23 protein-coding genes are annotated in these 26394 nt (G+C 71.0%); 13 read left to right on the top strand and 10 right to left on the bottom strand.

Features of this window, described 5'->3' with window-relative positions; genetic code table 11:
* Window positions 1–613 precede the first annotated feature (613 nt).
* The 8 genes from FB559_RS01430 (at window position 614) to FB559_RS01395 (ending at window position 8785) form a co-directional block, all read left to right on the top strand.
* Window positions 614–1420: an ABC transporter substrate-binding protein gene (locus tag FB559_RS01430; protein ID WP_141952415.1), complete on the top strand. Its 807-nt coding sequence runs from the start codon at window positions 614–616 to the stop codon at window positions 1418–1420.
* Window positions 1421–1505: 85 nt separating this feature from the next.
* A complete protein-coding gene (locus FB559_RS01425) occupies window positions 1506–3032 on the top strand; it encodes a penicillin-binding transpeptidase domain-containing protein (RefSeq protein WP_141952413.1) in 1527 nt (508 codons plus the stop codon).
* 75 nt (window positions 3033–3107) lie between these two features.
* The gene (locus tag FB559_RS01420; RefSeq protein WP_141952410.1) at window positions 3108–3914 is read left to right on the top strand and encodes a transporter substrate-binding domain-containing protein; all 807 of its coding nucleotides are present in this window, start codon (window positions 3108–3110) and stop codon (window positions 3912–3914) included.
* Between the two features lie 3 nt (window positions 3915–3917).
* Entirely contained in the window at window positions 3918–4739 is an 822-nt protein-coding gene (locus FB559_RS01415; RefSeq protein ID WP_141952408.1) for an amino acid ABC transporter permease, read from the top strand.
* Complete coding sequence (locus FB559_RS01410; protein ID WP_141952406.1) at window positions 4736–5497, top strand: amino acid ABC transporter ATP-binding protein; 762 nt, start codon at window positions 4736–4738, stop codon at window positions 5495–5497. Before FB559_RS01415 ends, FB559_RS01410 begins: the two co-directional genes overlap by 4 nt.
* A 105-nt stretch (window positions 5498–5602) precedes the next feature.
* Complete coding sequence (gene glnA, locus FB559_RS01405) at window positions 5603–6964, top strand: type I glutamate--ammonia ligase (protein ID WP_141952404.1); 1362 nt, start codon at window positions 5603–5605, stop codon at window positions 6962–6964.
* 75 nt (window positions 6965–7039) lie between these two features.
* A complete protein-coding gene (locus FB559_RS01400; RefSeq protein WP_221639855.1) occupies window positions 7040–7972 on the top strand; it encodes an RNA polymerase sigma factor in 933 nt (310 codons plus the stop codon).
* A 102-nt stretch (window positions 7973–8074) separates the two neighbouring features.
* Complete coding sequence (locus FB559_RS01395; protein WP_141952402.1) at window positions 8075–8785, top strand: alpha/beta fold hydrolase; 711 nt, start codon at window positions 8075–8077, stop codon at window positions 8783–8785.
* Between the two features lie 127 nt (window positions 8786–8912).
* On the opposite strand, the gene FB559_RS01390 is transcribed toward FB559_RS01395, so the two are convergent.
* Both FB559_RS01390 and FB559_RS01385 read right to left on the bottom strand, forming a co-directional pair.
* Window positions 8913–9338, bottom strand: coding sequence for a hypothetical protein (locus FB559_RS01390; protein WP_141952400.1), 426 nt, complete (start codon window positions 9336–9338; stop codon window positions 8913–8915).
* Between the two features lie 247 nt (window positions 9339–9585).
* Entirely contained in the window at window positions 9586–10824 is a 1239-nt protein-coding gene (locus tag FB559_RS01385) for an MFS transporter (RefSeq protein WP_221639854.1), read from the bottom strand.
* 73 nt (window positions 10825–10897) lie between these two features.
* Between FB559_RS01385 and FB559_RS01380 the strand changes: the two genes are divergently transcribed.
* Window positions 10898–11656, top strand: a complete 759-nt coding sequence (locus tag FB559_RS01380) for a DeoR/GlpR family DNA-binding transcription regulator (protein ID WP_141952396.1) — start codon at window positions 10898–10900, stop codon at window positions 11654–11656.
* 143 nt (window positions 11657–11799) lie between these two features.
* On the opposite strand, the gene FB559_RS01375 is transcribed toward FB559_RS01380, so the two are convergent.
* The gene (locus FB559_RS01375; RefSeq protein WP_141952394.1) at window positions 11800–12378 is read right to left on the bottom strand and encodes a TetR/AcrR family transcriptional regulator; all 579 of its coding nucleotides are present in this window, start codon (window positions 12376–12378) and stop codon (window positions 11800–11802) included.
* A gap of 173 nt (window positions 12379–12551) precedes the next feature.
* On the opposite strand from FB559_RS01375, the gene FB559_RS01370 reads away from it, so the two are divergent.
* The 4 genes from FB559_RS01370 (at window position 12552) to FB559_RS01355 (ending at window position 18278) form a co-directional block, all read left to right on the top strand.
* A complete protein-coding gene (locus FB559_RS01370; protein WP_246121294.1) occupies window positions 12552–14093 on the top strand; it encodes an MDR family MFS transporter in 1542 nt (513 codons plus the stop codon).
* Between the two features lie 86 nt (window positions 14094–14179).
* Entirely contained in the window at window positions 14180–14596 is a 417-nt protein-coding gene (locus FB559_RS01365; protein ID WP_141952390.1) for an NAD-dependent epimerase/dehydratase family protein, read from the top strand.
* Window positions 14597–14677: 81 nt separating this feature from the next.
* The gene (locus tag FB559_RS01360; protein ID WP_425455043.1) at window positions 14678–17683 is read left to right on the top strand and encodes a bifunctional [glutamine synthetase] adenylyltransferase/[glutamine synthetase]-adenylyl-L-tyrosine phosphorylase; all 3006 of its coding nucleotides are present in this window, start codon (window positions 14678–14680) and stop codon (window positions 17681–17683) included.
* Between the two features lie 22 nt (window positions 17684–17705).
* Window positions 17706–18278, top strand: a complete 573-nt coding sequence (locus tag FB559_RS01355; RefSeq protein ID WP_141952385.1) for a hypothetical protein — start codon at window positions 17706–17708, stop codon at window positions 18276–18278.
* Window positions 18279–18398: 120 nt separating this feature from the next.
* Here the strand turns inward: FB559_RS01355 and FB559_RS01350 are convergent, their stop codons facing one another.
* The 7 genes from FB559_RS01350 to FB559_RS01320 all read right to left on the bottom strand — a co-directional run bounded on the left by FB559_RS01350 (window position 18399) and on the right by FB559_RS01320 (window position 26316).
* Entirely contained in the window at window positions 18399–19265 is an 867-nt protein-coding gene (locus FB559_RS01350; RefSeq protein WP_246121293.1) for an ABC transporter permease, read from the bottom strand.
* A gap of 204 nt (window positions 19266–19469) precedes the next feature.
* Entirely contained in the window at window positions 19470–20438 is a 969-nt protein-coding gene (locus FB559_RS01345; protein ID WP_141961440.1) for an ABC transporter ATP-binding protein, read from the bottom strand.
* 68 nt (window positions 20439–20506) lie between these two features.
* Window positions 20507–21415, bottom strand: a complete 909-nt coding sequence (locus FB559_RS01340) for a Nif11-like leader peptide family natural product precursor (RefSeq protein ID WP_141952383.1) — start codon at window positions 21413–21415, stop codon at window positions 20507–20509.
* Between the two features lie 13 nt (window positions 21416–21428).
* A complete protein-coding gene (locus FB559_RS01335) occupies window positions 21429–24620 on the bottom strand; it encodes a type 2 lanthipeptide synthetase LanM family protein (RefSeq protein ID WP_141952380.1) in 3192 nt (1063 codons plus the stop codon).
* Between the two features lie 93 nt (window positions 24621–24713).
* The gene (locus FB559_RS01330; protein WP_141952378.1) at window positions 24714–24950 is read right to left on the bottom strand and encodes a cinnamycin family lantibiotic; all 237 of its coding nucleotides are present in this window, start codon (window positions 24948–24950) and stop codon (window positions 24714–24716) included.
* Between the two features lie 24 nt (window positions 24951–24974).
* Window positions 24975–25331 carry a DurN family substrate-assisted peptide maturase gene (locus FB559_RS01325; protein WP_141952376.1) on the bottom strand — a complete coding sequence of 119 codons (357 nt, stop codon included), beginning with the start codon at window positions 25329–25331 and terminating at the stop codon, window positions 24975–24977.
* 193 nt (window positions 25332–25524) lie between these two features.
* A complete protein-coding gene (locus FB559_RS01320; protein ID WP_185791997.1) occupies window positions 25525–26316 on the bottom strand; it encodes an AfsR/SARP family transcriptional regulator in 792 nt (263 codons plus the stop codon).
* Window positions 26317–26394: the final 78 nt, after the last annotated feature.

The following is a 26394-nucleotide window of genomic DNA, read 5'->3' as shown; positions in this document are numbered from 1 at the left end:
CGGCGGGATGGAGGGATGGTGAGTGGGTGGTCGGGGCGGGGTTGTGTGAGGACGCTGGCCCAGCGTCTGCGGCAGGGTAGGCCCGGCTCGGTCGGCCGGGCGTTTCCCAGGCATCCCCTGGCCCTCTGGCCTCGGCTATGTGGGCTGGGCTCTCTGGCCTTCGGCCTGGGTCTGCGGCTTTGGGATCTCGTCCAGGGGCCTCCAGACCCCGGATTTCGGGGCTCTCACCCTCCGGCCTCTCCTGCGCCGCACTCCGGCCCCTCGTCCTCGGGTCACCCCATGGCCTTCGCCCGGCCGCTCTCCGGGTCTCCGCCTCTCCGGGTCTCCGCCTCTCCGGGTCTCCGCCTCTCCGGGTCTCCGCCTCTCCGGGTCTCCGCCTCTGCGGGTCTCCGCCTCTGCGGGCCTCCGCCCCTGGACCCCCGCCCCCCCGGAACCTGAGATCCCTGGCCTGCGACCCCGGTCCGCCGCTCCCCGGCCCCGGCGCCCGGTCGTGGGGCCGGTGTCCGTCCATGGGCGGTCGACTGGAAGTAACGCCCCGCAACTGGTTGACTCACCTCAGTGACCGGGTCGTCCCTGCCCGCCCGCCGAAGATCCGAACCCCTCGGAGGCCCCCGTGCACCCCATCGGTCCGTCGCGGCCGGCCGTTGTTCTCGCGGTCGCGGCCTTATCGCTGGCCGCCTGTGGCACCGGCGCGGGCGGCGATACCGTCCAGGGCGTTCGCCTGGTCGCCCGGGGCGTGCTGACCACCTGCACCCATCTGCCGTACGCCCCGTTCCAGTTCGAGCGCCGGGGCAGGGTGGTCGGCTTCGACGTCGACCTGATGGACCTCGTGGCGCGGCGGCTGCACCTCCGCCAGAAGGTCGTCGACACCGACTTCACCGCGATCACGTCCGGCAAGGTGTTCGCGGGCGGCGAGTGTGACGTCGCCGCGGCCGGTATGACGATCAACAGTCACCGGGCGGCCGCGATCGACTTCTCCCGCCCCTACTTCAACTCGGGGCTCGTGCTGATGGCACGCAGGCAGCCACGGCTGAAGGCCGACGACATCGCCGCGGACGGGCTGCGGGTCGGCGTCGTCGTGGGCACCACGGCCCAGGAGTACGCGCGGACGCGCGGCTGGACGCTCAAGGCGTACGAGAACTCCGTGACCGAGCTCGGCGCGCTCCGTACGGGCCAGGTCGACGTCCTCGTGCAGGACGACCCGGTGGTGCGCTACTGGCTGACCGACCAGGACAACGCCGACTTCACGATCGTCGCGGGCCTGCGTACTCGCGAGCGGTACGGCTTCGCGGTGCGCAAGACCCGCAACCCGGGCCTGCTGCGGCTGATCGACCAGGTCATCGCCGGCAGCCGCGGCGACGGCGCGTACCAGCGGATCTACGAGAAGTGGATGGGCCCGATGCCGCCGGACGCCGGCTGATTCTGGCCGGAACAGGCCACCCTCCTCGCCCAAGGACGGCACCGGCTGATCAAGTTGGCGTGGTCGCACAGGGGAGCCGGTGGGCATGCGCAGAGTCCTTGTCCTTGTCGGGGGAGTCGTCGTGCTCGTCCTGGCGGCGGCGTTCTCGTGCGCCGCGCTGCGGCCGCCGGGCGGGTCGGCCACGCCCGAAGAGGCGGCGCGGAGATACTTCGCCGCCTGGGGCAGGGGCGACAACGACGGGATGCGGCGCCTGGTCGACGACCCGCCCGCCGACTTCGCCTACCAGCACCGCACGTTGTCCAAGGCCCTGCACGTACAGGCGGTGGGGTTCGAGCCCGCCCGGCCGGTACGCCAGGGGAACACCGCGTCAGTGGACTACAAGGTCGAACGCGAGTTATCCGGCATCGGCACCTGGAGTTTCCACGCGGTCCTGCGGCTCGGCCGCCGGCACGGGCGCTGGTGGGTGCGCTGGTCGCCGGCCACCCTGTACCCCTCGCTCGCCGACGGCGGGCAACTGGTGCTCGCCCGGCTCGCCGCGGCCCCGTCCGCGCCGGTGGCCGCCGACGGCAAGCAGCTGCCCGCCGACAGCAGCGTCCAGCCCTACCTCGCCGACGTCGCCGACCGGTTCGGCCCCGACGACGCCGGCGATCCCGGCTGGGCGGTCGAGCTGTGGAACCCCGGACGGGCGGCGCAGCGGGTCAAGCTCCTCGGCGGCGACCATGCAAAACCGGTCCGTACGACCCTCGACCGGCGGCTGCAGACGGCCGCCGACCGCGCGGTGGGATCGGCGCCCGCCGCGCTCGTGGCGCTGCGGCCCTCCACCGGCGAGATCGTCGCGATCGCCGACCGGCTGGAGGAGCCGAAGGGCGCCCTGCTCGGCCTGAACCCGCCGGGGTCGACGTTCAAGGTGATCACCGGCGCCGCCGTCCTGGACGGGGGAATGTCGCCCGGTGCCTCCGTCGCCTGCCCGGCGGTCACCGTGGCGGCGCAGCGCACGATCCACAACGCCGGCGACTTCGCCCTCGGCTCGGTGCCGCTCACGCGCGCCTTCGCTGAGTCCTGCAACACGACCTTCGCCAGGCTCGGCGTCACGGCGGGCACGCACCGGCTGGCGGACGCCGCGAAGGCGTTCGGGTTCGGCTCCCACTTCGACCCCGGTGTCGCGGCCTACTCCGGCGACTTTCCCAAGGACGCCCAGGGCAATGCTCTCGCCGAGGCGTCCATCGGCCAAGGGAAGGTGCAGGCCACCACCCTCGACATGGCCGTCGTCGCCGCCGCGGTGGGCGACGGCACGTACCGGTCGCCGAGGCTGGTCGTCGAGCACCTGGTCGGCCACCGAGAGGCCAGGCGGCTCCCCGCCGCGGTCGCCGGTGGACTCCGTTCGATGATGGGCGCCGTCGTGAGCTACGGGACGGCCGCGCACGCCCATCTGCCCGCCGGCACCCACGGCAAGACCGGCACCGCGGAGTACGGCTCCGCCGGTCACACGCACGCGTGGTTCATCGGTTACCGCGGCGACCTCGCGTTCGCGGTCTACGTCGAGCGCGGGGGAGAGGGCGGCAAGGTCGCCGCCCCGATCGCCGCACGGTTCCTCACCGTGGCGAAGCCGTGACCTGGCGTCGTCTCTCCTGGTAGTGGCAGATATGACATAGTCTCGGGCATTGCTTACAGGGATCCTGGAGGAACTGTGTCTCTACGTCGCCGGCTGGCCGCCAGCGCCGGGCTCTGCGTGACCGCCCTCATCGTCGCGGCGTGCGGTAACGGAGGCAAGGAGGTGACGGTCCAGGGTGCCAAGCTTGTGAAGAAGGGGCACCTGACCACCTGCACCCACCTGCCGTACCCCCCGTTCCAGTCCGCACAGGGTGGCAAGGTCGTCGGCTTCGACGTCGACGTGATCGACCTGGTGGCCAAGAAGCTCGGCGTGACCCAGCAGGTGATCGACACGCCCTTCGAGACGATCAAGACCGGATCGGCGCTCAACGCGGGCAAGTGCGACCTCGCCGCCGCCGGTATGACGATCAAGCCGGACCGGGCCAAGTTCATCGACTTCTCCAAGCCCTACTTCAACGCCACGCAGGCGCTCATGGCCAAGAAGGGCACCACGTTCACCTCGCTCGACGACGTCAAGGCCAAGAAGCTCAAGGTCGGGTCGCAGGCCCAGACCACCGGCGAGGAGTACGTCCAGGGCAAGGGCTTCGACCCCAAGTCGTTCAAGGACTCGGCGAGCCTGCTCAACGGCCTGCGCAGCGGCCAGGTGGACGTCATCGTCGAGGACTACCCGGTCGTGCAGGGGTGGCTGAAGGACCCGGCGAACTCCGCGTACGGCGTCGCGGCCAATCTCAACACCGGTGAGCAGTACGGCTTCGCGGTCCGCAAGGGCCACAACCCCAAGCTCCTCGCGATGATCAACCAGGCCATCGACGAGTCCAAGCAGGACGGCGAGTACAAGAAGATCTACGAGAAGTGGATCGGCCCGCTCCCCGCGGGTGCCTGAGCCGTGACGACAGCCGAAGGGGCGGCGCCCCGGCTCACGCGGCGCCGCCGGAGACAACTCGTCCTCGGCGGCGAGTACGGCATCTTCCTCGTCATCGTCGTCGCCCTGCTGGCCTCGGCGGACTGGCACGAGATCCACACCAACTTCGCTAACTGGGACATCGCCAAGGGGCTCTTCCCCGATGTCATCACGATCGGCCTGCGCAACACCCTGATCTTCACGATCACCGGGTTCACGCTCGGCCTGGCCGGCGGTCTGGTGCTGGCGCTGATGCGGCTGTCGTCGGCGGCGCCGTACCGCTGGTTCGCGCTCGGCTACATCGAGGTGTTCCGCGGGCTGCCGGCACTGTTGATCTTCGTCTTCGTCGGCACGGGCGTGCCCCTCGCCTTCCCGGGCACGAACCTGCCCGGCGGGGTGTACGGCCAGGCGGCGCTCGCCCTCGGCCTGGTGTCGGCCGCGTACATGGCCGAGACGATCCGGGCCGGCATCGAGGCGGTGCCGCGCGGTCAGATGGAGGCCGCGCGCACGCTGGGCATGTCGCAGGGCAGGGCGATGCGCTCGATCGTCGTCCCGCAGGCGCTGCGGATCGTGATCCCGCCGCTCACCAACGAGCTCGTCCTGCTCTTCAAGGACTCCTCGCTGGCTCTCTTCCTCGGCATCACGCTGCAGCAGCGTGAGCTGTCCAAGTACGCCAACGACGTGGCCAGCCAGCAGGGCAACTCCACGCCCATCATCATCGCGGCGTTCTGCTATCTGATCATCACCATCCCGCTGAGCTATCTGGCGCGGCGTCTGGAGGCTCGGCAGAAGAGGGGACAGCGATGATCGAGGTACGCGACCTGCACAAGTCGTTCGGCGACCTCGAGGTGCTGCGCGGTATCGACCTGGAGGTCGAGGCCGGCGAGGTGGTCTGTGTCATCGGGCCGTCCGGGTCGGGCAAATCGACCCTCCTGCGCTGCGTGAACCTCCTGGAGGCGCCGACCTCGGGCACGGTGATCGTCGACGGCGTCGAGCTGACCGACCCCGAATGCGACCTCGACGCCGTACGCCGCCGCATCGGCATGGTGTTCCAGCAGTTCAACCTCTTCCCGCACCTATCCGTGCTGGCCAACGTGACCATCTCTCAGCGCAAGGTGCTGCGCCGGTCCGCGGCCGAGGCGGAGAAGGTGGCGCGGGTCAACCTGGAACGCGTCGGGCTCAGCGACAAGGTCGACGCCTATCCGGCACAGCTGTCCGGCGGCCAGCAGCAGCGCGTCGCGATCGCCCGCGCCCTGGCCATGGGCCCGTCGGTGATGCTCTTCGACGAGCCGACCTCCGCCCTGGACCCCGAGCTCGTCGGCGACGTGCTCGCCGTCATGCGCGGACTCGCCGTCGAGGGAATGACGATGATGGTCGTCACCCACGAGATGAGCTTCGCCCGTGAGGTCGCCGACCGGGTGATCTTCATGGACGGTGGCGTGATCGTGGAGGAGGGCCCGGCCGCCGAGGTGATCGGCTCGCCGGCCACCGACCGCGCACGTACGTTCCTGTCCCGCGTTCTCGATCCGGCCGCCGCCAGTGTCGGCGAGGTCGAGGAGGTCTGAGGCGCCGTCCCGGTGACCTCGTGGGTACCCGTAACGTGGGGGTAACACGGAGACGGCAGAATGTAAGTTGCCATCGGCGTCTCCTGGCTTACGAAGGGATCGGCTTTGGATCGTCAGCAGGAGTTCGTGCTCCGCACTCTGGAGGAGCGCGACATCCGTTTCATCCGGCTCTGGTTCACCGACGTGCTCGGGTTCCTCAAGTCGGTTGCTGTCGCGCCTGCCGAGCTCGAGCAGGCCTTCGCGGAGGGCATCGGCTTCGACGGGTCCTCGATCGAGGGCTTCGCGCGGATCCACGAGGCCGACATGCTGGCCAAGCCGGACCCCTCGACCTTCCAGGTGCTGCCCTGGCGGTCCGAGTCGCCCGGCACCGCGCGGATCTTCTGCGACATCCTCATGCCGGACAGCACGCCGAGCTTCGCCGACCCCCGCTACGTCCTCAAGCGCACGCTCGCCCGTGCCGCCGACCTCGGCTTCACCTTCTACACCCACCCTGAGCTGGAGTTCTACCTGCTCAAGGAGCAGGTGGCAGAGGGAGCAGAGCCCGAGCCGGCCGACTCGGGCGGCTACTTCGACCACACCCCGCACCGCGCCGCCCACGACTTCCGGCGCGCCGCGATCATGATGCTGGAGTCGATGGGCATCTCGGTGGAGTTCAGCCACCACGAGGGCGGCCCGGGCCAGCAGGAGATCGACCTGCGCTACGCCGACGCGCTCACCACCGCCGACAACATCATGACGTTCCGGCTGGTGATGAAGGAGGTCGCGCTGGAGCACGGCGTGTTCGCCTCCTTCATGCCCAAGCCGTTCACCGACCAGCCCGGCTCGGGCATGCACACCCACATGTCGCTGTTCGAGGGCGACCGCAACGCCTTCTACGAGCCGGGGGCGGAGTTCCAGCTCTCCAAGGTCGGCCGGGCGTTCATCTCCGGCGTGCTGCGGCACGCGGCCGAGATCACCGCGGTCACCAACCAGTGGGTCAACTCCTACAAGCGGCTGTGGGGCGGCGTCGGCGCCTCCGCGGGTGCCGGTGGCGAGGCGCCACCGTACATCTGCTGGGGGCACAACAACCGCTCGGCCCTCGTACGCGTGCCGATGTACAAGCCGCAGAAGGGCCACGCGACCCGCATCGAGTTCCGCTCGCTGGACACCGCGTGCAACCCGTACCTCGCCTTCGCGGTGATCCTCGGGGCCGGTCTCAAGGGCATCGAGGAGGGGTACGAGCTCCCGCCCGGCGCCGAGGACGACGTGTGGGCGCTGACCCCGGGTGAGCGCCGCGCGATGGGCATCGAGCCGCTGCCGCAGAGCCTGGACGAGGCGATCGCCGCGATGGAACGCAGCGAGCTCGTCGCCGAGGTGCTCGGCGAACACGTCTTCGACTTCTTCCTCCGCAACAAGCGCGCCGAGTGGGAGGACTACCGGCGCCAGGTGACGGAGTACGAGCGCCGTCGCTACCTCGCGGTGCTGTAAGCGCTGCTCAGGTCGTCGGTGGCGAAGAGACCCCTGGTGGGGGAGCACTCGAGGTCGCCGTGGGACACTCACCGCATGTCCGACCCGCACCGCGACGCCGACCTCATGCTCGTCCGCGATGCTCAGGCCGGTGACGTGGCGGCGCTCGGAGCGTTGTTCGAGCGGTACCGGCCGGCGATGTTCGCGGTGGCGCTGAGCGTCCTGGGCAGGCCCAGTGACGCGGAGGACGCCGTGCAGGACGCCATGCTGACGGCGCTGGGGCGGATCCGGGATCTGCGCGATCCGGGCGCGGTCGGGCCGTGGCTGAAGATGATCGCGCGGAACTGCTGCAGGATGCACGTCCGGGCCAACCTGCCGGTGCCGGTGGCCGAGCGGCTGCCCTCGCCCCGCCTGGCCATGGCGGCCGACCCGGCGCTGCTGGTCGAGGATCACGCTGCACGGGACTGGGTGTGGCATGCCGTCGAGCAGCTCTCGGAGCCACTGCGAGTGGTCACCCTGCTGCGCTACTTCACCCGGGTGAGGACCTACGACCAGATCGGAGCCATCTGCGGGATTCCGGTCGGTACGGTCCGCAGTCGGCTGAGCAAGGCCCGATCCACGCTCGCCCGCCATCTGCGCGAGGCCGGCGCGCAGGCGCACGCCGACGTCGACGTGATCACCACCGCTCGCCGTCGTGAGGCCGAGCAGGTCCTGCTGCCCGGGCCGCGGGAGTACGCCGCGACCCTGCGTGACGCGTGGCATCCGGGGCTGCGGACGACATGGCCGGACGGACGGCACACGCTCGGCGTCGATCCGGTCATCGAGCTGCTCGACCGCAGTGCCGGTGCCGGCGTCGAGCAGCGGCTGACCACCGTGGTGGCCAGCCGGCAGATCGTGATCTGGGAGACCGACACGCTCAACCCTCCGGAGGACCCCTACCACTGCCCGGCCGGCTCGGCCTGGCTGATGTGGCTGGACACCGGCCGGGTGGGCCGGCTCCGGCTGTTCTCGGAACCGCACGCCGCCTGACCGGACCGGCGAGAAGATTCATCCGCGCGGGTGCGAACTCCGCGGCCCCCGCGCGCATCGTGTTGGTGACCCTTCGTATCTCCACAGAGAGGCACCATCGTCATGACCTTCACCTCCCCCACCTTCGTCCTCGTACCCGGGGCCTGGCAGGGCGGCTGGGCCTGGCAGCCGGTCGCCCGGCGGCTGCGGGAGGCCGGCCACGCAGCGGTGACGATCACGCTGCCCGGCCTGGCCGACGGCGACGAGCGTGCGGGACTCCGGCTGTCGGACGCGGTCGATCACGTCGTGACCGAGGTCGAGCGCCGCGATCTCAGCGAGGTCGTCCTGGTCGGGCAGAGCTGGGGCGGCTACGTGATCACCGGGGCGGCGCACGAACTGGCGGGGCGGCTGGCCGAGGTCGTCTACTACAACGCCGTGGTCCCGGCCCGTGGCGCCGCGATGGTGGACGAGAACGCCGAGTACGCGGGGCTGATCCGGGCCGCGATCGAGGCCAGTCCGGACGGCACCATCGGCATGGCCCGCGAGCAGGTCCCGAGCTTCATGCCGGAGGCCGATGAGGGGGCACAGGACCTGTTCTTCGAACTCCTCGTCCCGCAGCCGGGCGGCTACTTCCTCGACGCGCTCGATGTCGACGACGTCACCGGCCTGGGGGTGCCGGCCGGATACATCCTCAGCGAGGACGACCGGACCCTGGCCCGGCCGGGTGCCGAGTTCGCCGCCCGGATCGGCCTGACGCCGGTGATGGTGTCCGGCGGGCACGAGTCGATGCTGACCCGCCCGGACGAGGTCACCGAGGCCTTGCTCAAGATCTGACGGGTTGCCCCGCCCGCTGAGGGCCGCAGAGCGGCCCTCAGCGGTCATGCGGTCGCCCTCTCGGGGGGTGCGTCCGGGGAGTGGTCTCGCCTTGCCGGAGCCCGCATTCAGCGCCGAGATCCACTGATCAGCGGACGCCGAGAATTTCCAGCGCCTTGAGGACGAACACCCGGTCCTTGGCCTTCTCCGGTTCGGACAGCCGGTGGTAGGGCAACCGCTGTTCAGGTGGCGCCCAATCGCCGTTCCGCTCCAGCCAGGCCTCGTGGACCTTGGCGCTCGCGGACTCCACGAACGCGCTTTCGCCGACCCTCTGTCCGTTCCGTAGGCCGTCGGCCGTCACTCCAACGGCGACCAAGGCCGAGGCCCTGGTCTCCTTCTGCCAGTCGGCGGGCAGATCCTCATAGGCCGTGTTGGCGATATCCACGTCGTCCGTGCCGTTTTGCGCTATCCATTCTTGGTCCTCGGTCTTCTTCGGCCGAGGCTCGTACCCTCCATCCGCCAGTCTGCGAGGGGTGCGCCAGTGGTCGTGCATGTGGCTGGCCACGACCTCCACCGCTCTGGCCTCGCGTTCTTCGCTGATCGGACGAGGATGTGTCCGCTTCGCGGTCCGCAACAAAAAGGAGAGAGCCCCGAATATGCCCAAGCGCTGAGACGCCAAGCCCACTTCTCTTTTCGAGCTGTGATGGCCGACTGTTTCACGATGTGGAACGGATGCGAGAGGTGGCCAGAATACACAGGCCGTGGAAGGGACACGCGACCCGCGTCGAGTGGGGGGAGGACGGTCCCACGCCCCTGGCAGGTCATGCGGTCCTCCTTTCCCGAGTGCCTCCCGAGAGTTCGACCCTCGGGTCGCGCACGCCGGACTCGTCATCCGTATGTGCGGCCGAGGGCCGGGAACGCAGGACGCCGGCCGCGCAGGCGGCGATGACGCAGAACGCCACGGGGAGGAAGAAGGTGAGGTTGAGCGGGATGAAGTGGGTCAGTGGTCCGATGACGGCGGGCCCGGCGAGCATGCCGAGGTAGCCGAGGCCGGCGACGCGCGAGACGTTGGCCCCGGCGGCGTTCTGGTCGGTGTGGCCCGCGGCGCTGAAGAGCTGAGGGACGCAGCCGGACATCCCGATCCCGAACACGGCCCACCCGGCCAGGGCGAGGGGGATCCAGGGGGAGAGCGCCGCCGCCGTCAGGCCGAGCGCGGCCACGGACGCGCCGTAGCGGACGATGGCCACCGGCCCGAAACGCGCGGCCACCCGGTCGGCGAGCAACCGGCCCACGGTCATCGCGGTGGAGAAGGCGCCGTAGGCGAGCGCCGCGGTCGCGGCGTGCGCATCGAGGACGTCCCGCAGGTCCAGCACGCTCCAGTCGTTGGCCACACCTTCGCAGAGCATGAGCATCAGCGCGAGAGCGGCCAGCACCCAGATACGCCGCGGAGTCCGGCGCCGGGGCCTGGCCACGGCGGCGGGCGTCTTGACGGCGTCGGCGCGCTCAGGCCGCAGCAGCGCGGGGGCGACCAGAGCGGTGCCGGCGAGGCCGAGGGCCGCCGCCAAGCCGAGGGTCACCACCGGACTCCAGCCCCAGCTGAGCGTACGTGCGCCGGCCAGCGCGGCGAGGACACCGCCGATGGAGAAGGAAGCGTGGAAGGCCGACATGACGGGCCGCCGGTAGCCGCGCTCGACCTGGACGGCATGAGCGTTCATGCTGACGTCCAGGCAGCCGTTGCCCAGGCCGAGCACCAGAAGCGCCGTCCCCAGCGTCCAGGCGTTGGTGGCCAGGCCCGGAAGGACGACGGCCGCACTGCACAGCGCCGCGCCGGCCGGAACGACGGCGCGGGCGCCGAAGCGGTCGGTGAGCGGGCCGATGACCTGCATGCCCGCGAAGGCACCCCCGCCCAGCAGCAGCAACAGCCAGCCGAGTACGGCATGGCTTATCCCGGCGCGGTGCTCGACGGCGGGGATGTGGACGACCCACATCCCCATGAGGAAGCCGTTCAGCGCGAAATAGGCGAACGTCGCCAGCCGACCGGCCCGTAGTGATCTCTCCATGCGTACGAACATAGCCAACAATATTCATGTGCGTAAGTTTGACTTTCGAACATCAATGATGTTCTATCGCGATGTGGCGAGTACAGATCGACTGAGACAGATCATCGACGCGGTACGCGAGGCGGGCCGGATCGGCGTCGCGGAGCTGGCCGCCCTGACCGGTGCCTCGGAGATGACCATCCGCCGCGACCTGGAGATCCTGGCCGACCAGGGAGTCCTGGAGCGCTACCGCGGAGGAGCGCGAAGCCTGCTGCTGCGCGGCGAGGGCCCGCCGTTCGCCATGCGGGCGCAGGAGGGGCTGGAGGTCAAGCGGCGCATCGCCGCCGAGGTCGCCGGGCTGATCGCCGACGGAGAGTCCGTCGTCCTGGACAGCGGCACCACCTGCCTCGAAGTGGCTCACGCGCTGGAGCACCGCCGTCTGACCGTGATGCCGCTGTCCCTGCACGCGGCGAACGCGCTGAGCAGGGCATCGCAACTGACGCTGCTGGTGCCCGGTGGCCAGGCGCGGCCGGGCGAGCTGACGCTGACCGGCCCCCTGGCCCAGGCGTCGCTGGCCGCCCTGCGTTTCGACACCGCGGTCATCGGCTGCTGCGGACTGAACGCGACGAACGGCCTCACCGCGTACGACCTGGACGACGCCGCCGTCAAGCGTGCGGCGATCGCGTCGGCCCGCCGCGTCATCGCCGTCGCGGAGGCCGACAAGCTCTCCCGCACCGCCCTCGCCTTCGTCGCCCCCGCCTCCGCTCTGCACGCCGTCGTCACCGACCGGGCCGCCCCGCACGACGAGACGGACGCACTGGCCACGGCGGGCGTGACCGTACGGAAGGTGTGACCCCCGGGCACGAAAAAAGCCTCCCCGGCGGTGTCCTGACCGGTCCAGGAAGGCCTCGTTGATCGAATATCGGCAGGTCCGCCCGCGGCGCCAAGGGCGAGATGTCGTGAACCCGCCGGGTCATCGAGGACGAGCGGCGCGCGCTACCTCATGGTGCTCTGGGGCGCGGGTTCGCTCGAGAGGAGTTCGAGCGCGAGCTTGAGACCGGCCTCGTACCTCTCGTCGTCGGTCGCTTCGGCATCTTTGAGCATGAACACCGAGGCGCTGGCCGTGATCAGGGCGACTGCCGACTTCAGCTGCTCGTCCAGCGGCGCGTCCGGGGCGTGCAGCATGCCGGACAGCGTGCGGAAGCGGCACTGGAGCTTTTCGCCCGGCGCCAGCTCCTGCATCGTGGTCTTGCTCTCCTGGATGAACCGCATCATGCTCTTCGGCCGCTCGCGGGCCAGCCGGCCGTAGCGGCGGATGAGCTCCTGGCGCGTCTCCAGCGTGAGCGGCTGGTCCATGCCCCAGTTGATGATCTCGTCGATGCCCGCGATGAGGTCCTCGAAGAGGCTGACGACGATCGCCTCTTTGGTGTTGAAGTGGTAGTACAGCGCGGCTTTGGTCACGTCGAGCCGCTCGGCGATCTCGCGCAGCGAGGTCTTCTCGTAGCCGTGCTCGGCGAACAGCTCGACCGCGACCGCCTGGATCCTCTCGCGCGTGCCGCTCCGTCGCTCGCCCATCCTCGTCTCCACCCCTGGGAATAAACTTACTTGTCGCCCGGCTAGGTTGACATACCCTACCGTACGGCAAGTAAGCTTGCTAGCCGGTCGGCAAGTAAGCAGGCCGACCATCTAGGGAGAGGCTATCCATGTCGGGGACCAATACCGTGGAGTCCAGACCGGACTCCGCGCCAGTGACTTCCAACCGATCGATCTACATCGCGATCATCGGGCTGATGCTCGGCATGTTCCTGGCGATGCTCGACAACCTGATGCTGGGCACGGCGCTGCCCACGATCGTCGGTGAACTCGGCGGCATCAACCGCCTGTCGTGGGTCGTCACGGCCTACACCCTGGCGACGGCCGCGGCGACACCGATCTGGGGCAAGCTCGGCGACCTGTTCGGCCGCAAGGGCATGTTCATGGCCTCGATCGTGATCTTCCTGATCGGCTCCATGCTGTCCGGGCTCTCGCAGAACATCAACGAGCTCATCGGCTTCCGCGCCGTCCAGGGCCTGGGCGCCGGCGGCCTGATGGTCGGCGCGTTCGCGATCATCGGCGACTTGGTGCCACCGCGTGAGCGGGGCCGTTTCCAGGCGATCATCGGCGGCATGATGCCGATCGCCTTCGTCGGTGGCCCGCTGCTCGGCGGCTTCCTCACCGACAGCCTGAGCTGGCGCTGGGCCTTCTACGTGAACGTACCGCTCGGCGCGGTCGCGCTGCTCGTCACCGGGCTCGGCATGCACCTGCACACCCCCCACATCAAGGCCAAGATCGACTACTGGGGCGCGCTGCTGCTCACCGTCGGCATCGTCGCCCTGACGCTGGTGGCGTCCTGGGGCGGCACGGAGTACCCCTGGGCCTCGACCCAGATCATCGGGCTGGCCGTGCTGAGCATCGTCGCGCTGGCCGGGTTCGTGTACGTCGAGGGACGCGTGCCGGAACCCATCCTGCCGCTGCGGCTGTTCCGCGACCGCAACTTCACGCTCGCCCAGATCCTGAGCTTCCTCGTCGGCGCCGCCATGTTCGGCGCGGTGAACTTCCTGCCGCAGTACATGCAGGACGTCCAGGGCGCGTCGGCGACCGCCAGCGGGCTCCTGCTGCTGCCGCTGATGTTCGGCATGCTCGTCGTGATGCTCACCGTCGGGCAGCTCATCATGCGCAACGGCCGTTACCGCATCTACCCGATCTTGGGTGGCGCGGCACTGACCGCCGGCATGCTGCTCATGCTCCTGCTGCAGGTGGGCACCAGCACCGTCGAAGCCTCGGCGCTCACCCTCGTGGCCGGGCTCGGCATGGGCTTCATCATGCAGAACACCACGCTCATCACGCAGAACAGCGTGGAACTGCGCGACATGGGCGCGGCCAGCGGTTCGGTCACCCTGTTCCGTACGATCGGCGGTTCGCTGGGCATCGCCCTGCTCGGCTCGATCTTCACCAGCCGTCTGGAGAACACCCTGTCCGGCCGGCTCGGAGAGAAGGCCGGCCACTCGATCGCCTCCGGCGGCGTCCACGTGACGCCGTCCATGCTGAAGAGCCTCCCGGTGGCGGTCCAGGACGCGTTCAAGTCGGGCATCACCAGCGGCCTGCACGGCACGATGATCGGCGGCGCGGTGCTCGCGTTCCTCGGCTTCGTGATCGCCTGGTTCATCCGCGAGGTCCCGCTGCGGGGCGGACCCGGCACCACGCCCTCGGCGGAGCCGGTCCCCGAGGTCCTGGCCGAGCCGGTCATCTGAGCCACACCCGACATCGCCCGGAGCCCGCCGTACGCGCGTGGTCCCGGGCGATGTCACGTCCGGGCGCCTCACCACGTCGCCAGTGCATGACCGAGATTCTTGTGACCGGCGGGACCGGGGTCCTCGGCCGCAGGCTCGTGGGCCGGCTGGCCGGGGCCGCGGACGTACGGGTGCTCAGCCGCGGTGCCGGTGAGATCGCCGGTGCCCGGGTCCTCCGCGGCGACCTGGAGACGGGAGAAGGCCTCCGCGCGGCGGCCGACGGCGCCGGCGTGATCGTGCACGCGGCGAGCACCGGCACCGACATCCGCAAGCCCGGCCACGACATCGGAGCGACACGGCGGCTGCTGGAGGCGATCCCGGGCCGGGCCATGGCCGCCTATCGCGCGGGCCATCACCTGGCCCCGGCCGGTGCCACCGGAGTCCGCGGCTTCGCCGAGGACCTGCGGGAACGGATCGGCTCCGACGGCGTTCTGCGGCCGCCGTACGACCTCCGCCGCCGCTGAAGAGGACGCAACCGGCCAGGTCGGATAAATCCACTCAGTCGGTTGCTATGAGTGCCTGGTCGGCCCCGATACCTTTTGTTGGTGAGCGAACGCCGACTCGAGAGCCTCGCCGGGCGGCTGGCCCGGCTCGGGATCACCGACGCCGCCGGTGCCGAGCACCGGCTTGAGGGCCACGACCTCGACGACGCACTACTCGACGCCCTGGGCATCGCGGCCGACCCCGACCTCGCGCTCACCGGCCTGCTCCGGATCCTGGAGGCCATCGACATCCAGCCGGAGCTGGCCGATGACCCCGCCGCGCGGGACCGGCTCCTGTCCGTGCTCGGGGTGAGCGCGGCGCTCGCCGACCACCTGGCCCGGCATCCGGACCACTGGAAGGTCCTGTCCGGCCCCGGCGCCGTACGCCGCCCGACCGCGGAGGAGCTGCGGGGCTCGCTGCTGCGCGCGGTCGGCGCCGGCCCGGACGACCCCGCGCCACGTGCGGGCGCCGAGGACGCGATGGTCGCGCTGCGGGTGGCGTACCGCAGGGCCCTGCTGCACCTCGCCGCCCGTGACCTCACCCACGTCCTGGACGTCGAGGACGTCGCCGCCGAACTGGCCGACCTCGCCTCGGCCGCGCTGGAGGCGGGCCTGGCCATCGCGCGTGCCGAGCTCGGCGACCAGGCCGAGCTGTGCCGTCTCGCCGTGATCGGCATGGGCAAGTGCGGCGGGCGCGAGCTCAACTACGTCAGCGACGTGGACGTCGTCTTCGTCGCCGAGCCCGCGCCGGGCCAGGACGAGGAGGCCGCGCTGCGGGCCGCGACCAAACTCGCGTCCGGCATGATGCGGGCGTGCTCGGACAGTACGACCGAGGGTGCGCTGTGGGAGGTCGACGCGGCGCTGCGCCCGGAGGGCAAGTCGGGACCGCTCGTCCGTACGCTCGCCAGCCACCAGGCCTACTACGAGCGCTGGGCCAAGACCTGGGAGTTCCAGGCGCTGCTCAAGGCCCGTCCGATCGCGGGGGACCGCAAGCTCGGCGAGGAGTACGTCGAGACGCTCGCGCCGCTCGTCTGGCGCGCCGCCGGCCGGGACAACTTCGTCGAGGACGTCCAGGCCATGCGCCGGCGGGTGGAGGAGCACATCGCGCCCGAACAGGCCGGCCGGCAGCTGAAGCTGGGCCCGGGCGGGCTGCGCGACGTGGAGTTCGCGGTGCAGCTGCTCCAGCTCGTGCACGGCCGCGCCGATGAGGACCTCCGGGGACCCAACACGCTGATCGCCCTGAAGAAGCTGTCCTGGGGCGGGTACGTCGGCCGGGGCGACGCCGCCGCGCTCGGCAACGCGTACCGGTTCCTGCGGCGCGTCGAGCACCTGATCCAGCTCCACCGGCTCCGGCGTACCCATCTCGTGCCCGAGGAGGAGCCGGCGCTGCGGCGGCTGGGCCGCGCGCTGGGGTTCCGTGCCGACCCCGTACGGGAGTTCACCGCCGAGTGGCGCCGCCACGCACGCGAGGTACGCCGGCTGCACGAGAAGCTGTTCTACCGCCCGCTGCTGCAGGCCGTGGCGCGGCTGCCCGACGACGAGGCACGCCTCACCCACGAGGCGGCACGTACGCGCCTGGAGGCCCTCGGTTTCGGCGACCCCGCGGGCGCGCTCCGCCATCTGGAGGCACTGACCTCCGGCGTCTCCCGCCGCGCGGCCATCCAGCGTACGCTGCTGCCGGTGATGCTCGACTGGTTCGCGGACGGGCCCGACCCGGACGCCGGGTTGCTCGGATTTCGCCAGGTCAGCGACGCGCTCGGCACCACGCCCTGGTACCTCCGGCTGCTGCGCGACGACGTCTCCGTGGCCGAGCGGATGGCACACGTGCTGGCCTCCAGCCGGTACGCCACCGATCTGCTCCTGCGTGCGCCGGAGGCGGTCGGCATGCTCGGCGGCGAGTCCGGGCTCACGCCACGGCCATCCGACGCGCTGCACGCCGAGGCGCAGGCGGCGGTGCGCAGGTACATGGAGTCGGCCGCCGCCATGGGCGCGCTGCAGGACCGGTCGGTGGACGCCGTCGCCGCGGTACGCGGGCTGCGCCGCCGCGAGCTGTTCCGTACGGCGGTCGCCGACCTGCTCGGTCTCCTCGACGAACGCGCCACCGCCGAGGCGCTCACCTCGATCACCACGGTCACGCTCGACGCCGCGCTGCGGGCCGCCGTCGACCGGATCGAGACCGAACGCCGCAGCCCGCTGCCGACCAGGTTCGCGATCGTGGCGATGGGGAGGTACGGGGGCTACGAGCTCGGCTACAGCAGCGACGCCGACGTCATGTTCGTGCACGACCCGCTTCCCGGCGCGGCCGATCGCGAGGCGTCGGCCGCCGCGCACGCGGTGGCCGAAGAGCTGCGGAGGCTGCTCGCGCTGCCCGCCCCCGACCCGCCTCTGGTGATCGACCCCGGACTGCGGCCCGAGGGGCGCCAGGGGCCGCTCGTCCGCACCCTCGACTCGTACGCGTCCTACTACCGGCGCTGGTCCGCGCCGTGGGAGAGCCAGGCGCTGCTGCGCGCCGCGCCGGTCATCGGGGACGAGGGGTTGCGCACGCGCTTCCAGGAGCTGATCGACCCCGTGCGGTGGCCCGAGGACGGCATCGACGAGAACGCGCTCCGGCAGATCCGCCGGCTGAAGGCCCGCATGGAGGCCGAACGCCTGCCGCGAGGTGTCGACCGCCGGCTGCACACCAAGCTGGGACCGGGTGGCCTGTCCGACGTCGAGTGGGTGGCGCAGCTGCTCCAGCTCCAGCACGCGCACGAGGTGGCCGGTTTGCGGACGACGAGGACGCTCGCCGCACTGGACGCCGCGGTCGAGGCCGGTCTGCTCGACTCCGAGGACGCCTCGACCCTGACCGAGGCCTGGCAGATGGCCACCCGCATCCGCAACGCCACCATGCTCGTCCGCGGACGCGCCTCGGACCTGCTGCCGACCGAGCACCATCGCGAGCGCTCGGCGGTGACCAGCCTCCTCGGCTACCCGACGTCCGGTGCTCTCTTGGAGGACTACCGCCGCCGCGCACGTCACGCCCGTATGGTGGTCGAACGTATTTTCTACGGAGACGACGGAAACGACTGAGCCCGTCGGTCAAGGGGGCGACATGGGGGACTCCCCGGATGACGGGCGATTCGCCGTCGGATACCGGCTCGCGGCGCTGGCCCCATCGGGCGTTCTCGTCGTGCTGCTGCCGCTCGCGGCCGCGTACGCCGGCTTCCTCGCGCTGGATGCCGGCGTGGTCATCGCCAGCGCGGCGTTCACCGTCTTCGGGCTGGTGACGCTCGCCCTCGTTCCGCTCTACCTTCGTGCGGTGGTGCGCGCCCTGCGCGGCGCTCCGCTGCTCACCTTCTCCGATCGCGGTGTCACCCTGCACTCGGCGCGGGTCACGCTTCCCTGGTCCAACCTCGCGCAGATCCGGATCGACCACACGCCGGGCCGCGCCGACCTGATCGTGTTCGTCCCCCTGGAGCAGGAGCGGGTCCTGGCGGAGCTGCGCGGCCTGCCACGCAAGTTCGCACGTGACGGCATCGGCCGCGTGGGCGGGCCGATCTTCGTGCGCACCGCGCAGCTGGCGAGGCCGGTCGAGGAGATCCTGGCCGCCGCCCGTGGCTTCACGTCCGCACCCGTACGCCACCACCGGACCCTCGGACGGACCCCGGCCAAGCTGCCTCGCTGAGGCCGCCGGCGTACGCTCCGGCCGCATCGGAAAGGGGCCGTTCGACGTCCGGGATGCCTCGTCGCCCGGCGGCTCCGGTGCAGGCCCCTACCGGCTTCCGGGGGGTGTTCCGTTTCGGTCTCAGCCGGTGCGGCCGAAGCGCCGGGCGGCCACGGTCAGCGCTATCGCGGTGAAGACGGCGACCACGGCCAGCTCGAGCGGGGGAGAGGGGTGCACCCCACCCCAGGCGACCGGTTCGAACAGTGCCGAGGAGGTCCGCGGCGGTCGATAGGCGCCGATCGTGGCCCGCATGGCGTCCACCGCGTACGTGAGCGGGTCGGCCAGCGTGAGCCACGACATCCAGGTGGGCATCGCGGCGACCGGGAACATCAGCCCGGACAGGAAGATCAGCGGAGTCATCAGCACGCTCAGCACCGTGGTGAACGTGCGCGCACGCCGGATGACGACCGCGACCACCGCGCCCAGCACCGTCATCGCCAGCGCGGTCAGGGCCAGCTCCGCCAGCAGCAGCGCGAACAGGACGGGCCGGTACGGGACGTGGATCAGCCCGGCACTGGCGAGCACGACCGTGCCCTGGCAGGTGGCCACCGTCGCGCCGCCGAGGCATTTGCCGGCCAGCAGCGTGCCGCGCCGGACGGGGGCGACGAGCATCTCCCGGAGGAAGCCGCTCTCACGGTCCCAGACGATGGACGCGCCGACCGAGATCGCGGCCGGCTGCGCCGCCATCACGAGCACACCGGGGAACAGGAACGTCAGGTAGTCCGCCGCCGGCCCCCCACCGGCGAGGGCCAGCAGCCGTCCCAGGCCGACGCCGAGGACGAAGAGGAAGAGCAACGGCTGGAGCAACGCGACGAGAGTGCCCGTACGGTCGCGGACGAAGTGCAGCATCTCCCGCCGCCAGACCATACGGGCGGCACGCAGCTCGGCTGGGAACGGCCGGGGCTCCCCGCCGTCCATGTCGTACCGCGCGTGCGTGGCATGGGTCATGAGCGCTCTCCACAGAACTCGCCGCGTGCGTGCCGTCCGGGCCGCGGCGCCGGGGCCCCGCGATGCGATGGGCCGCAGGCTCGCCTGACGAATCCCTGTCCGGCTTCGCGGCGTCCGGCCGAGGCCTCGCCGCGGCGATCTTCGAATGCTGGGCGGCGTGGGTCCGGGACGACGGGGTGTCGCTCATGGCGTCCGGCGCGGCGGTCAGGGGCCGGGGTCGGGCGGTCGCGGGTGGTCACGGGTGGGCTCCCGAGGTACGTCGCGGATGCGGTGGCCTGTGTGGTGGAGGAACACGTCGTCGAGGGTCGGACGGGTGACCGTCACCGCGTACACGGGTACGTCCAGGCCCGCGCACAGGCGGGGGACCAGCCGTGCGCCGTCCTCGGCCTGGACGTGGACTCCGCCGGGGCCCGCGACGGCGTGCACGCCGAACCCGGCGCGTAGTGCCGCGGCGGCCGCGGTGTCGTCGCCGGTGCGGAGCTCGACCCGGTCGGCGCCCAGCACCGACTTCAGCGCGGCGGGCGTGCCCTGGGCCACGATGCGGCCGTCGTCGATGATGGCGACGCGGTCGCAGCGTTCGGCCTCCTCGAGGTAGTGCGTGGTCAGGAACAGCGTGGTCGCCTCGCGTTCGCGGATCTCGGTCAGGTGGGTCCACAGCTGGGCGCGTGCCCGCGGGTCCAGGCCGATGGTGGGTTCGTCCAGGAACAGCACTCTCGGGCGGTGCAGCAGGCCGCGGGCGATCTCCAGGCGCCGGCGCATGCCACCGGAGAACGTGCGGACCAGTGAGTCGCGGCGGGCCGTCAGGTCGACGAGGTCCAGCATCGCGTCGACACGTGCCGGCAGCGTCGCCTTGGGCAGGGCGTACAGGTCGGCGTGGAAGCGGAGGTTCTCCTCGGCGGTCAGGTCGCCGTCGAGGGTGGTCTCCTGGAAGACCAGGCCGAGGCTGCGGCGTACGCGCCCGGGTGCGGTCCGCGTGTCGTGGCCGGCGATCTCGATCCGGCCGGCCGTGGGCATGGCCAGCGTGCACAGCATCGCGATGGTGGTGGTCTTGCCCGCGCCGTTCGGGCCGAGGAAGCCGAACGTCTCACCCTGGGCGACGGTCAGGTCGATGCCGCGTACGGCCTCCACGCCCGGATAGGACTTGCGGACGCCGGCGGCCAGGATCGCCGGGATGCCCGGAGCGGGGAAGGGGACGCCGGCGGGATCGCGGGACGCTGCCTGAGCCCGAACACGTCCGTCCCTCACATCTGCCGCGTGATCGCGGTCATCCAGTCCTCCGGGACGACGAAGCCGAAGCTCCACCGGTGCTGCTGCGTGGGGTTCACGATGCAGTGCCAGAACAGCTTGCCGGGATCCTGCTCGGCCTTGAAGAAGCGGACCATCCGCGGGCGTTCGTCCAGCGTCACGATCTCCTCCGTACGCGGGTCCATGTAGCGGAAGAAGGACGTGCCGGCGGGCTCCTCGTCGAAGTCGATGACGTACATCCGCCAGCCCGGCTGGGTCTCGTTGGTGTGCCACAGCCGGTAGCTCGACGGGGGATACCAGAGGCTGCCCGAGAACCGGACCTCGGAGCCGAAGAACTCCTCGAGCGTGCGGATCATGCGGTGCTTGGCCTCGAGGTAACGGTCGTAGCCGGGATGGTCGACGTGCTCGTCCAGGTTGACCAGGTGGAAGTCGCGCCGGGGCGCGGACGAGCCCAGGGCCGGGTCGCGCCAGTGGGCCTTCGTCATCGCCTCGTGCCACGCCTGGAACGCCGGGTCCGCCGGGGACATCGAGGTGGACCGCAGGTCCTCCTCGCGGAAGGACCCCGAGAACCGGGCCGGATCGACCGAGGGCGGTTTGATCTTGAGGTGGGGGAGCTGGTCGATCATGCCTTTGAGTCCCGGCAGGTCGTCCAGCCGGTATTCGTGATGGAGCGGCCCGGACTCCGGGGGCGGCGGCACCGTACGCCGCGCCGCCTTCGGTGCCCGGCCCGGCGCCGTGGTGAAGGACGACGACGCCTCCATCAGCTCGGGCACGTCGAAGGTGTATCCGTAGCGCAGCCCGAGCCGCACGATCTCCTGGGTGCCGGTGACGGCCTTCAGCTGCTGGTTCAGCTCCGGTGAGTCGTAGACGATCCGCAGGAAGGCCCGGCTGGACTCGACGGACATCGGTGTCTCCTTGTCATTGTCGGCTGGGGGCGGGATCGAGGAGCAGCACGGACGGGACCCGGTCGGGGCGGGCCAGGCGCAGGAAGTGCATGCCGAAGCCGGACATCCCGAGCATCAGTCCCGGGAAGAAACCACCGTCGCCGACCCCGTGTTCGGCGTCGTCCAGATGCCGCCACTGGTCCTGCACCTGGACGTTCGCCTCGAGCCGGAACGCCGGCTCGTCCCGCAGCACGGCGAACCGCAGGAACAGCTCGGCGTTGCCGGTACGGCCGTGGCACAGCGTGTCGTTCATCAGCCGGGGGAAGCCCCGCATCGTGGCGGCGAGCGCCTGGTGGGCCTCGCGTAACAGCAGCTCGTCGTCGCGGCCGAGCGTCGCCCAGCTCGCGATGCGGCTCAGCCCGATGCCGGCCGCGCCGTTGCACCAGGCGTTGGCGAAGTGGCGGCCGTCGCGCGCGCCACCGCCGGGGCTGGTGCGCAGGTCGTACCAGTCCTGCCGGGGCTCGTCGAAGTGACGGGCCTCGTAGGTGAAGGCGCGCCGTCCGGCGTCGACGTAGGCCGGGTCGTCGATCGCGGCCCCGAGCTGGATCAGTGCCCACCCGATGCCGCCCGCGCCGTGGGAGAAGCCGGTGAGGTTCGCGGTCGCCTCGCCGGGATCGGCCGGCGGCCAGCTCAGCGTGTCGCCGTCCTCGACGGCGTGGCGCAGCAGGAGGTCCGCGCAGCGGCAGGCGTGTTCGAGGCTCTGGCCGTTGGTCTGGCGGCCGAGGCCCAGCAGCACCGGGATGAGGCCGGCGGCGCCGCTGAGCACGTCGAAGTGCGTGTCCGCCTCGATCGGCCCCGGCAGCTCGTGGCTCAGCCGCACCGCCAGCTCGAGCAGCCCGCGGTCCTCCCACAGGTGATGCAGGTGCGTGAGCACGTAGATCAGCCCGCCGAGCCCCTGGAACGCTCCGGCTCGCCGCCGGTCGGTGTGCGTGACCGCGTGGGACAGGGCACGCCCGGCGGCCCGGCGGAACTCCGGGCGCGGCACCAGGTCGTTGAGGTAGGCGAGGAACAGGGCGATGCCCGCCGACCCGTGGTAGAGGTCACCGTCGACGTCGACCTCGGCCATGCCGTCGCCGGTGAGCCCGTACGAGGTCCAGGGCGCGGGCGCCGACGGATCGCGGAGCATCCGGCACAGCCGCTCCCCGATCCGGGTGGCGTACTCGATCGAGGCGGTGACGAACGCCGGGCTGGCGACCTCGCCGGAGGACAGGCTGGCGGCGATGTACTGGCTCTGCTGGGCGCGGTTGGCGCGGGAGAGACGTCCGATGCGCTGCGCCGCGCCCTCGATGGGAGAGACCTCGAGATAGGACGGCAGGCGTACGGCGTGGTCGTGCACCAGCTGACGGTCACCGGCCCCCGCGGTGAAGATGGGTACGTCGAGCCGCCACATCGAGTCCAGCTCGCGCTCGGCGAGCGTGCCGTCGGTGTCCCAGGTGCGCGGGAACGTGCGTACGGTGCTCACCAGCAGGTCGACCTCCAGCGGGTCGACCAGGCACTTGGGGTGACGGGCGGAGAGGAGCAGCTGCGCGTAGATCTGGGTGCCCCAGTTGATGAACCGCGCCGAGGCCCCGGAGAAGATCTCGCCCACGTCGCGCGCCGCCTCGTCGGGCCGCTCCTCGAACCACGCGTAGACACGGCCGAAGCCGTCCATGATGGCGTCGGTGAAGTCCTGTGGCCGCATCAGCCGGTCGCCGAGGAAGACGCGGTTGGACCCGGCGGGCTCGACGCGTACGCCCGAGTGGTGGGTGACGGACGCGCGGAAGCTGAACCGGTGTTCGTTGACACGGGGTACGGCGGTCGGCATGTCGTACGCCTCGCCTCCGGCGTACCCGCTGATCCGCATCTCGGTCGCCGACGTCGTGGTGCGCGGCCACTCCAGCAGCCCCGTCTTGAAGACCGAGTCGAGCAGGGTGCCGGCCGGGCGTGCCTGACCGCGCGGGAGCACGCCGAGAGCGGTCTCGCAGTCGCACACGAAGGCGTGCCCGTCCGCGATCAGGATGTTCTCGAAGTGCAGGTCGCCGCCGCCCAGCACGTAGAAGACGCCGAGATAGCCGCCGAGCTCGGCGTAGACGCGTTCGACCTCCTCCCGCGTGCTCAGATGGTTGCGGCCGGCCGGGATCAGCGCCTCGTAGCCGTACGCCTGGCGCGGCAGCACCGGCCGGGGCGCGAAGCCGAGGACGCCGTCGTCGCGCAGCCGGCCGAGCAGCTCCTGCATGGCGGCCTCGGACCGGATGCAGCGGGACTTGTACACGAACGACCCGGTGCCGCCGTCGGCCAGTCCCACCTCGGCGATGGCGACGCTCCGTGCCCCCGCGTGGTGGTCGGACAGCCCGAGGCGCACCGACAGGAAGGCCGTGATGTCCTCGCCCAGGAGCGCCCGGCCGATGTCGGCGCGGTCGGCGGCGAAACGGTCGATCAGCTCGCGGCCGAAGACGGCGAGGAGGGACGTGACCTCGGCGAGCCAGCGCCCGAGGACCGGGAACCTCAGATAGAAGCGGTGGTAGGCGGCGGCGTCGGCGAAGGTCGTGTCGAGGTAGGCGAGGTATTCCTCACGCGTCGCGTCGTCCCTGTCGATGCCGGTACGTGCGCAGTGGGTGTTGGCGTCGGCCTCGACGGCCCAGGCCAGTGACAGCTCGAACCTGTCCAGCAGGTGACGCTGGAAGTCCTCGATGACCTGGGGGCCGATCCGGCCTTGGTGGCTCGCGCGCGCGACGTCGAGCCGGCGGCCGAGCTCGGTCAGGAACGGCTCGCACGCGATGGCCAGCCGGCCGTAGTAGGCCTCGGAGTGGCGCCAGCTCACGTCGGGCGCGGCCGGGCGGTCGAGATGGCGCAGGGCGGCCTGGTAGGCCGGCAGCCACGAGTCGTGGACGTCGGCGAAGACGGCCCTGGTCTCCTCGCTCGCGTCGCTGAGGACGAGCTCGTGGTGCCGGTAGGCGGTCAGCACGCTCGCGATGTGGTCCGTGGTGTGGCCGCCGGGACCGGTCCGCCGCATGGCCTCTTTCCGCGCGAGCCTGGCCGCCAGCCGGTCGATCTTCCACACGTCGAACGGCGGGAGCACGCCGGGCGCGACCGTCGTGCCCGCGGCGCGCAGGGAGGCGACGATCCGGGTGCGTTCGGACAGGTTGGCGGCGCGGGCGGCGAGATCGAGGAAGGAATGGTCGCTCATGGAGAGAAGGCGCTCCTGCGGTAGCGAGGGGACGGTGGGCCGGTGGCCGCCGGCCCACCGTCGGCGTCCGGGGGGTGGGCCCCGGGTGCCGGTCTACTTGGTGGTGCCGTCGCAGACCGCCGTGATCGGACCCCAGCTGCAACTGGTCTGGCAGGCGTAGATCTCCATCGCGGCGACGCCCTCGGTCCAGAAGCCCAGGGCCTCCTGGTCCGGCTGTTCGACGGGAGCGGGCAGGTCGGAGACGGACAGACCGAACGCGGCCGGGTCGGCCAGCAGCTCGGTACGGAACTCACCGTCGACCACGGCCTGGAGTGTCAGGGTCTCGGACATTGAAGCCTCCACGTGAATGTCGGTCTATGGGGTGGTCTCGGCGACGAGCCTCATGCCGAGCTGCCCTTCGGCGTTCCGCAGCTCGGCGATGGCGGCCGCCATGTTTTCACTGTCGTTCTGCCAGCGGACCAGCTCCTTTTCCTCGGCGGACAGCCCGTTTTCAAGCCAGATGGCTTCAAGCCATGCCTTTGCGGCATGAGGCTGGGTATCGGACATCGGGGTGACCCGTGAGAGAACGGGCTCCTCGTGCAGGGAGAGGGCGAGGGAAAGGACCTCGCGCAGCTTCCCGTCCGGTGGTATTAGAGAGCAGAAGATCATCAATTGCTGAACCCGCCGGATCGCGTCCACGCCCGGGTAGATCGTCGGTCCTTTCGCGCTCATGTGCCCTCCTTCGTCGGAGGAGTGACCAGGGCGCTGTGTTTGTTGGTTCGCTCGCTTCGCTCGCTCATGCGCCCTCCTTCGTCGGAGGAGTGACCAGGGCGCTGTGTTTGTTGATCCGCTCGCTCCGCTGGCTCATGCGTGCCCTTTCCTTCGTTGGCGGTTCCCAACGTAGAAAGGGGTTCTTTCAGAGCGCTTACAGTTTGCCTTCAGGTCGCGTGGACGAAAGGCGAGGGTCGTCGCGCAGGATCGCGGTGTGCAGATCGCGTACTTCGGGGCCGGGGCATACGCCGAGCCTGCGGCGCAGGGACGCGGTCACCTCGCCGTACGCCTCGAGCGCCTCGGCGGGCCGTCCGCAGCGGTACAGCGCGACCATCAGCTGCTTCCAGAAGCGTTCGTGGAAGGGGTGCTTGCCGGTCAGGGCGCGCAGCTCGCAGACGAGCCGGTCGTGCCGGCCGAGCGCCAGGTCGACCTCGTGGCGCCGTTCGAGGGTCCGCAGGTGCTCCTCGATCAGACTGGGCACGACGTCGCGGTGCAGGGAGTCCGAGCGCACGTCGGGGAGTATCGGGCCGCGCCACAGCGAGAGCGCCTCGGTGAGGCCCGCCGACTCCGCCGCGAGGTCGCCGCGCTCCCCGGCCGTACGGGCCCGGCCGACCATCTCGCGGAAGCGGATGAGGTCGAGTGCGCCCGCGGCGACCTCGATGCCGTAGCCGGCCGCCGAGGTGCGGATCGGGCCCGTCTCGCCGTCGCCGTGCCGGTCGAGGGTCTGCCGCAGGCGGGTGACGTAGGTGTGCAGCGCGCCGCGCGGGCCCCGGGGCGGGTCCGTGCCCCACAGGCGCTCGGACAGCTCCTCGATCGGCACGGTGCGGTTGGCGCTGAGCAGCAGCGTGGCGAGGAGGACGCGCTGTTTGCCCGCCGCCACGGGAACGCGCCGCGCATTGACGGTGACCTCGAGCGGACCGAGTATGCGGAAATCTAGATCATGCACGACTGAACTCCAGGCTGCGTTTGTCGTACGGCGATCCGGCTTCTGGGGGCGACGGTGGGGATTCGCTTCGATATTGGT

The sequence above is a fragment of the Actinoallomurus bryophytorum genome (assembly GCF_006716425.1).
GTDB lineage: Bacteria > Actinomycetota > Actinomycetes > Streptosporangiales > Streptosporangiaceae > Actinoallomurus > Actinoallomurus bryophytorum.
The sequence above is the reverse complement of the archived record's forward strand: the minus strand, read 5'-3'. Positions and strand labels throughout refer to the sequence as shown.